The 7,630-nt window shown below is 61.5% G+C and carries 11 protein-coding genes; 6 read left to right on the top strand and 5 right to left on the bottom strand.

Annotation, left to right across the window (positions count from 1 at the left end; translation table 11 throughout):
- Positions 1-663: 663 nt before the first annotated feature.
- Positions 664-822: a hypothetical protein gene (locus ACTO3O_RS09505; protein WP_298081227.1), complete on the bottom strand. Its 159-nt coding sequence runs from the start codon at positions 820-822 to the stop codon at positions 664-666.
- A 118-nt stretch (positions 823-940) separates the two neighbouring features.
- The gene (locus tag ACTO3O_RS09500; protein ID WP_294594613.1) at positions 941-1,147 is read right to left on the bottom strand and encodes a hypothetical protein; all 207 of its coding nucleotides are present in this window, start codon (positions 1,145-1,147) and stop codon (positions 941-943) included.
- 46 nt (positions 1,148-1,193) lie between these two features.
- Between ACTO3O_RS09500 and ACTO3O_RS09495 the strand changes: the two genes are divergently transcribed.
- Entirely contained in the window at positions 1,194-2,192 is a 999-nt protein-coding gene (locus ACTO3O_RS09495) for a DUF6712 family protein (protein ID WP_297832592.1), read from the top strand.
- 433 nt (positions 2,193-2,625) lie between these two features.
- Here ACTO3O_RS09495 and ACTO3O_RS09490 read toward each other — a convergent pair whose 3' ends face one another.
- Entirely contained in the window at positions 2,626-2,823 is a 198-nt protein-coding gene (locus ACTO3O_RS09490; protein WP_294592419.1) for a hypothetical protein, read from the bottom strand.
- 105 nt (positions 2,824-2,928) lie between these two features.
- Here ACTO3O_RS09490 and ACTO3O_RS09485 point away from each other — a divergent pair, with 105 nt between their 5' ends.
- Genes ACTO3O_RS09485 through ACTO3O_RS09475 form a run of 3 tightly spaced genes read left to right on the top strand, consistent with a single transcriptional unit; the run spans position 2,929 to position 4,447 of the window.
- Positions 2,929-3,312 (top strand): CidA/LrgA family protein, encoded by a 384-nt coding sequence (locus ACTO3O_RS09485; protein WP_363323633.1) that lies wholly within the window; start codon positions 2,929-2,931, stop codon positions 3,310-3,312.
- On the top strand, positions 3,299-4,015 hold the full coding sequence (locus ACTO3O_RS09480) for an LrgB family protein (RefSeq protein ID WP_297832595.1): 717 nt from the start codon (positions 3,299-3,301) through the stop codon (positions 4,013-4,015). Before ACTO3O_RS09485 ends, ACTO3O_RS09480 begins: the two co-directional genes overlap by 14 nt.
- 27 nt (positions 4,016-4,042) lie before the next feature.
- A complete protein-coding gene (locus tag ACTO3O_RS09475; protein WP_294592415.1) occupies positions 4,043-4,447 on the top strand; it encodes an RNA-binding S4 domain-containing protein in 405 nt (134 codons plus the stop codon).
- Positions 4,448-4,859: 412 nt separating this feature from the next.
- Here the strand turns inward: ACTO3O_RS09475 and ACTO3O_RS09470 are convergent, their stop codons facing one another.
- Together ACTO3O_RS09470 and ACTO3O_RS09465 are read right to left on the bottom strand one after the other, a co-directional pair.
- The gene (locus ACTO3O_RS09470; protein WP_298081223.1) at positions 4,860-5,246 is read right to left on the bottom strand and encodes a hypothetical protein; all 387 of its coding nucleotides are present in this window, start codon (positions 5,244-5,246) and stop codon (positions 4,860-4,862) included.
- A 609-nt stretch (positions 5,247-5,855) separates the two neighbouring features.
- Positions 5,856-6,086: a hypothetical protein gene (locus ACTO3O_RS09465; RefSeq protein ID WP_298081221.1), complete on the bottom strand. Its 231-nt coding sequence runs from the start codon at positions 6,084-6,086 to the stop codon at positions 5,856-5,858.
- A gap of 7 nt (positions 6,087-6,093) precedes the next feature.
- Between ACTO3O_RS09465 and ACTO3O_RS09460 the strand changes: the two genes are divergently transcribed.
- Positions 6,094-6,711, top strand: coding sequence for a DUF4924 family protein (locus ACTO3O_RS09460; RefSeq protein WP_297623511.1), 618 nt, complete (start codon positions 6,094-6,096; stop codon positions 6,709-6,711).
- Positions 6,712-7,018: 307 nt separating this feature from the next.
- On the top strand, positions 7,019-7,297 hold the full coding sequence (locus ACTO3O_RS09455; protein WP_298081218.1) for a hypothetical protein: 279 nt from the start codon (positions 7,019-7,021) through the stop codon (positions 7,295-7,297).
- Positions 7,298-7,630 lie beyond the last annotated feature (333 nt).

Here is a 7,630-nt window from a genome sequence, read left to right as displayed (position 1 = left end):
GCTCTTGCGGCTCTTTGAGCCGCGCATTTCGCCGCCGCCCCGGCAGGCGGAGGGCTGCAACTCGTCGGAGCTCGTTGCTGCTCTCCGCTGGCGGCGAACTGCTGTAGGTCAAGAGCGAGTAGCGCGATTCGCAGAATCGCCGTCCTCGGCGAGGGCGTCGCTTTAGCGGCGCGTGGGGGCGCGCCGAGGACGAACTTCCGAGAATGGGGCGGTGAATGGGTGCGGTGCTTCCGCGACTCGCAGAGGCGCTAGCCTTGTCGCCCAAGCCGCGTAGCGGCTTCGGGGGATGGGCGACAGGCCGAATATGACATCCTTGGGGTGGTGAATGGGCTTTGTTCTTGCGACTCGTAGAGTCGCGCGGGCCGGACGCCTGCCCACTGGCGGGACGCAACACGCCGCTTACGCGTCGAGAGTTGCCGTTCCTCCCGGGCGTCCGACCCGTTTACAGTGCGTTCCCGCTTAACAGATAGGAATATGCTTTTGTGATTCGGGTCGGAGCCAGCGTGGCCGGAAACGAGCATCGCGAAGTTGCAGGCCTACGCGTGGGGTGGCTCCGGCCCGGGCGGTTCTTCGAACCGCAGGGGTGTAATTTAAATGCAGGGTTGGGTGGTCAGTTACTTAGGGTAGTTCCAGTCCCTTGCCCACCGTGGGCTCGCGGCCCGTTTATTCCGAGAGGCAACGCAACTGAAGACCGTGGCCATGGTAGTCCACATAGCTGGGGCCGAGGTGCTGCGTGCCGAAGTTCAAGAACACGCCGCTCGTCCCGCTAAAGGAGGAAGACCAATTGTACCCGTAGTTGCCGACGCCCACCGGTGCGCCCAATCGCCCATGATTGCCCGCGTCGCGGAAGCCCGGGGCGCGCCGCTCGGCGCTCGAACCTGCCCGCCTCGGCCTTCCTTTAGGGTAGACACAGCCAGTAGAAGACGCTGCTCGTTCCTGTTTATTCCGAGAGGCAACGCAGCTGAAAACCGTAGGTACGGTGATCCAGATAGCCGGGAACGACCCAGGGCACCCCAAAAACCAGGTTCACCCCATTCGTGCCCCCGACCGTCGAAGACCACCCGTAACCGAGGTTGCCGACATCGTGCAGTGCCCCCTCGTACCCTCCGCGATTGCCCGGGGCGGGGAGGTCAAACACCCCGATCAAAACCCCGCTCCGAGAGATCGATTAATCAATTAAACCGACTGTATTTATGCAACTTATACAACCTGAAGAGGTCGTCGGGCTGGCATTCGCCGCCGACGACCCCATCGACCCGGCCAATGTCCGCGAAATGAGGATCGAAGCCGCACAATTGCGCTACATCCGACCCGCCTTCGGAGACGCCATGTACGAAAGTATGCGCCAGGAACGCTATCCGGAATTCGTCTACACCTTCGTCAAACCCGCTCTGGCCCACTTCGTCCGCTACGAACTGATCGTCGAACTGGCGGTTCGGTCGGCCGACCGGGGAGTGGTGCGTCCTTCGGCCGAGGAGACCACCCGAACCTCGTCGGCCACCCGAAACGATACCGGAAGCCGGAAAGAGGATTCGACCTCGGAACACGTGCGGGCCTCGGAAGAGATGCGGGAAACGACCGACTCCGAGACGCGAAAAGTACAGGATAAAAAGAACGACACGACGACGACGGATACCGTCTTGGCCCGCGAAGACACGGAACGGAAGACGTCCGACGTGTCGGACACCGAGCAGACGACGACCCAGAACAGCGTGACGAAACAGGGCGAGACTTCGGCGACGGAGGAGATGGCGGTGACCGAGGAGGCGGGGTCGAAGAAGCTCACCGCGACGCGGACGGGGACGGACGCCACGACGGCGGGTCGCGAGGAGTCGACCCAAACGCAGCGGACGGCGATTGCGAACGATACGCAGGATACGACTCGAACGGGTTCCGGTTCGGTTTCGACCTCGGCCGAGCAGACGGATATGGAGACTCGGAACGGGTCGGTGGCGACGACTTCGCGCAGCGAAAACGAGGGGTCGGGAACGACGACCCGGTCGGGCTTCCGGGCGGCGACGGCCGAGGAGTGGCAGTTGCTGTCGCGCCAGGCGCTGCGGGACGCGCGCACGTTTTTGCGCTATGCGGTGGAGTACGTGGAGGAGCATCCGGCCGAGTTTCCGAACTATGCGCCGAAGTCGGGACTGGGTTCGGTGGGGGTTCGTCGCTGCATCGGAGGCGTCATTCTCTGACGGGGCGGGGGTTCGTGTGCTGTGTTCTCCGGCCCCGGGCTTCCGCGACGCGGGTTTTAACAGTCAATTTGGCGCGCTGCTCAACGTCGGCTACACCGGGTGTAATTGGTCTTCCTCCTTTAGCGGGACTGACGGCGTGTTCTTGAATTTTTACATTTCATACCTCCAGCCCGGCCACATAAGCGGTCGTGCGATCGGTTTTCCGTTGCGTTGCCTCTCGGAATAAACGGGGTGTGTCTGTGTAAACTTGGGCTAGAGGCTGCCATTTGCCCACCGCGGTTTGGTTTGAGGAGACTGGCCTCGGGCCGGCCGGGCCCCACGTCCCGTGGACGGGAACTGCTTCGCATTTCTGCGGCTGTGTCAGTAAAACTGGGGAAAAGCGGCCGGTTGCTTGGGGGGTAGACACGGCCATTAAAAGACGCTTAGCGTCCGTTTATTCCGAGAGGCAACGCAACTGAAGACCGAAAGCACGATTCGCCGTACCGCTCGTTCCCAGCCCCTGCATGTCGAACCATAAGAAACGACCCGTGGAACCGCTCACCCCAGATGACCAACAGCAACTGTTTCGACCCACATTGTCCTGCGTACCCGTCAGGTTGTGGCGGTAGCCCGGGGCGGTGCCGATCGACATTCCCAAACCGGGCAGCCTCTACCCCAACCCCTGAAATCGACCCTCGCCCTGAAATTGCCCCCGCCGCGTGAACGCAATACCGACCCTTTGACCTATCTTTGCGGTATGAAAATTCTCGTACAGTCCTTTTGGCTGCTCTTTTTCTACCTCCTCGGACTCGGCGTCAGCATCCTCGTCGGAGGAGTCATCCCCGGGAGCGTGCTCGGCATGCTCCTCCTGTTCATCGCCCTGGCCCTCGGGTGGGTCGAGCCCGGACGCGTCGACCGCCTCTCCGAACTCCTCCTCGATAACATGGTGCTCTTCTTTCTGCCCGCCGCCGTCGGACTTATCGCCTCCGTCGGGCTGATTCTCAATAACCTGACCGCCATTCTCGTCGCCGCAGCCGTGAGCACCGTCCTCATCGTCGCCGCCGTCGGAATCACCCAGCAGCGGCTCGAAGTGCGGAAACGAAAACGAAAAATCCGGCGCAGCGGTCATGACATTCGATAACACCTGGACGGCGCTCGGCCTGCTGGCCGGCTCCGAAATCTTCCTCCTCACCTTTACCATCGGGATCTACGTCGCCGCCCTGTGGCTCTTCCGGCGCACCCGGATCGGACTCCTCCATCCGCTCATCACCTCGGCGGCCGTGATCATCGTCTTTCTGCTCGCCACCGGCATCTCCTACGAACAGTACCACCGGGCTACCGCGCTGATCGACTTCCTGTTGGGGCCTTCGGTCGTGGCGCTCGGGTATGCCCTCTACCGACAGATGGAACACCTCCGGGCCCATGCCGTCTTGATCCTCACGTCGGTCGTCGTGGGCAGCGTCGTGGGGATCGTGAGCGTCATTCTGATCATCCGGCTGTTCGGCGCCGGGGCTGCCATCGAAGCGTCGCTGGTGCCCAAGTCGGTCACCACGCCCATCGCCATGTCGATCTCGGAACGGGCCGGCGGAATCGGTTCGCTGACGGCCGTGGTGGTGATTCTGACGGGGATTTTCGGCAGCATCGTCGGGCCGTTCGTGCTCCGGAAACTGCGCATCAGCAGCCGGATCGCAAAGGGGCTGGCCCTGGGGTCGGCGGCACACGGGGTCGGCACGGCGCGGGCCATGGAGATGGGGGCGATCGAGGGAGCGGTGAGCGGGCTCGCCATCGGGTTGATGGGGCTCGTGACGGCGCTGTTGGTGCCGGTGATCGAGCGGTTTTTGTAAGTGATTGGTAAATAAAAGCATAGGATTATGTCGGAAGGGGTTCGGATAGACAAGTGGTTGTGGGCGGTTCGGCTTTTCAAGACGCGCGGCGATGCGGCGGAGGCGTGTCGGTCGAACCGGGTGACGGTGAACGGCGCGACGGTGAAGCCGTCGCGGGAGGTGCGTGCGGGCGAGGTGGTCGCGGTGCGGAAGATGCCGGTGGTGTACAGTTTCCGGATTCTGGAGCTGGTGGCGAACCGCCAGCCTGCGCGCAACGTGCCTCGCTACATCGAGGACGTGACGCCGCAGTCGGAGCTGGACAAATTGGAGATGGCCCGGGCCGGCGCCTTTGCGGTTCGCGACCGCGGGATGGGACGTCCGACGAAGAAGGAGCGGCGCGACATCGAGGAGCTCCTTGCGGACTTCGGCGAAGTTTTCGATGACGAGGAGTAGCGTGCTCTTGGGTTGCTCCGTTGCGGTTCGACGGGGCTGAGGCTGGTGGGATTTGGGCCGAGGCTGCCATAGCGAAACGCAGTTTCGCCCGTCCCCGCACCCGTTGGGTGTTTTGTTAGGGTTGTCTTTGCCTTACTAAGTGTGGCCCGCTTGGCCGACGCGTTCGCGTCATGGCGCGCGGCCGTTATTACTTTTCAGTTGCTCGCGCGCCCCGCCTAAAGAAGCGATTCAACTATTTCGGCGATAGCCGAATATAGATGAATCGCGCAGGCGCGCGGACAAAGAACGGGGGTAGAGGCTGCCAGTGGAAATGCGCGAGCATTTCCCGTCCACGGGACGTGTGGCCCGCGCGGCCCGATCGCAGTACCCTCCTGTAAGACAGACGCGCGCCCCGCCTAAAGGAGCGATTCAGCTATTTCGGCGGTCGCCGAATATAGATGAATCGCGCAGGCACGCGAACAAAAAACGGAGCAAGGAATTGGGCCGAGGTTGGTAGTGGAAATGCGCAAGCATTTCCCGTCCCGCCGGGGTCACCCGGACGCCGCCCGCGCAGGGCAGTTTCAGGCGGGTCAAAGCTCGACCGCGCGCGATTGCTGGAGAAGGAAATCGTTAGAACAATGGTGAATTGTTCTAACAAGATTTCCGCCAGCGCGCGAACAAAGAACTGCGCGTGAAATCCGTCGCCCGCCCGCGTAAAGAGGGATTTCGCTCGTTTTGCGGTGAGCAAAATCGAGATGAAATCCCAGCGGGCGACGGCAAATGCGGCGGAGCGAAAGCGGAGCCGCAGTGAGGCGGACACAGGGCGGAGCTTTGGGCTGGTTCTTGCGACCCTTTGGGTCGCCGGCCTTGTCGCCCAGCGGCGAAGCCGCTCGGGGGGATGGGCGACAGGCCGAATGCCAGAGATTTGGGTTGTGAATAGGGCCGTGCTTTTGGCTGTGCTTCTGCGACCCAACGGGTCGCGCGGGCCGAAGCCTCCCGCCGCGGAGGGACGCACAGCGTCTTTTGCTGCCAGTCTCTACCCCAAACCCCGCAGGCTTCGACCCGCTCAGGCGATAAGGCTGAACTTGTTGGCTGTGCTCTTGCGGCTCTTTGAGCCGCGCAGTTCGCCGCCACCCCTTGCGGCGGACTGCAACTCGACGGAGCTCGTTGCACTCACCGCTGGCGGCAAACTGCTTTAACAAGGCGCGCCGAGGACGACCCGGCAGCCTGAGGCGGTGAATGAGTTGTTGCTCTTGCGACTCGCAGAGTCGCGCGGGCCGGACGCCTCCCCACGGGAGGCCCGCAACACGCCGCTCCGCGTCGAAAATTGCGATACCTCCCGGGCGTCCGGCTGCCAAAGTCAAATTAAAAAAGGTAGGGTGGCCCGTTTTGGGGTAGAGGCTGGCATTAAAAGACGCTTAGCGTCCGTTTATTCCGAGAGGCAACGCAACGGAAGACCGCTGGCCCGCCCCGCCGCAGCGCTGGAACTGCATATCGTCGTGTGGAAACGCAAATATATGCCCCGATAATGGTCGCCCGAATCGTGGAAAGTAGACGACCAGCCATACCCGTAATCACCGACGTACCACAATACGCCTTCGCCGGCACCGCGGCAGCCCGGGGCGGCGGCCGAGAGTTTCGAAAACGACACATCTAACATAGATATTATGCTGATAGCCAAAAAGAAACGCAGAGAAAACATTGCCGAATACATTCTGTATCTTTGGCAGTTAGAGGATATGCTGCGTGCGCTGGAGCTTTCGCCCGATCGGATCCGCGAGACGCTCGTCGAGCCGCAAACCGACCTCGACGACCAGCAGAAAGAGGCCTTGTGGCTGTGGTACACCGACCTGGTGAACCTCCTGCGAACCGAGGGCAAAGAGCGTAGCGGCCACCTGGAACACACCCTCCATCTGGTGGCCGATCTGGACGACCTGCACCGCCACCTGCTCGCCTCGCCCGTGGGGCGGGAACAGGGCTACGACCGCGTTTTCGCCCCTCTGGCCGCCGAACTGCCCCGGCTCAAGGCCGCCATCGCAGGGGAAGAGGGCGATCCGACCGCCATCAGCGACATGGAAGCCTGTTTCCGGGCGCTGTACCTTGCGATGCTCTATCGGCTTCGGCGACCGGCGTCCTCGGCGGACGACACCTCGTCGCAAGAGACCTCCGAAGAACGATACGTCCGGGATGTGTTGGAAGTGATTTCGCCCGTCGTGGCTCGGCTGGCCGCGATCCACGGCGCAGCGGAACGGGGTGAGTTGGATTTGTATAAAGATATGGATTGATATCGGCGGATTTCGGAAAATCAGACCGTCGGAGTACGATGAATCGTTCGATTTTTCGTGTTTTTACAGACGGTCGGCGAAGGAGCCGGAGTGTCTGTCGGTTTTGCTCCCAGAGGGCGAAGCTGCGGACAGCGCGTGTAGGATAAATTCAGCAGCCCACTGATTTTTAGTTATTTCTGTTTTTGTTCCGTGTCCGTTCCGCAGGCGGATCGGGTGCGGGAGAAGCAATCCAGCGGCTGCGATCGCTTTTTCGTCCGCGTCGCGGAGTCCCGCCCCGGGCTTCCGCGACGCAGGCAATAACGGGCGATTGGGCGCTCTGACGAACGTCGGCAACAACGGGTACAGTTGGTCTTCCTCCTTTAGCGGGACTAGCGGCGTGTTCTTGAACTTCAACACGCAGAACCTCAATCCCAGCAACGTGAACAACCGTGGCCACGGTCTTCAGTTGCGTTGCCTCTCAGTATTTATCCCCTTCGCCGTCCGTTTTTATGTGATTTTTAGTTTGATCGAGAATAATTTTCTCGATTTTTTATTTTGTAGACTTTTGGCGCGGACAAAGGATTGGGCCGAGGCGGCCTTGGGGTAGAGGCTGCCAATAAAACACCTGAAGGGTGCGCCCGCCCGGCGTAAGGGCAGTACCCTCCCGTAGGATAGGCGCGCGAAACAGAGAATAGGGTAGAGGCGGCCAGTTGAAATGCGCAAGCATTTCCCGTCCACGGGACGTGGGGCCCGCGCGGCCCGAGCGCAGTACCCTCCTGTAGGACGGCCGCGCGCCACGCCTTAGGAGGGAAATCGTCAAAATGCGCTGGCGCGTTTTGACAAGATTTCCCAAGGCGCGCGAACAAATCGACTCTGCCGAAAACTTCGTCGCCCGCCTAAAGAGGGATTTCGCTCATTTTGCATCAGCAAAATCGAGATG

It is taken from the genome of Rikenella sp., assembly GCF_056799795.1.
This window is presented reverse-complemented; position numbering and strand designations above follow the sequence as displayed.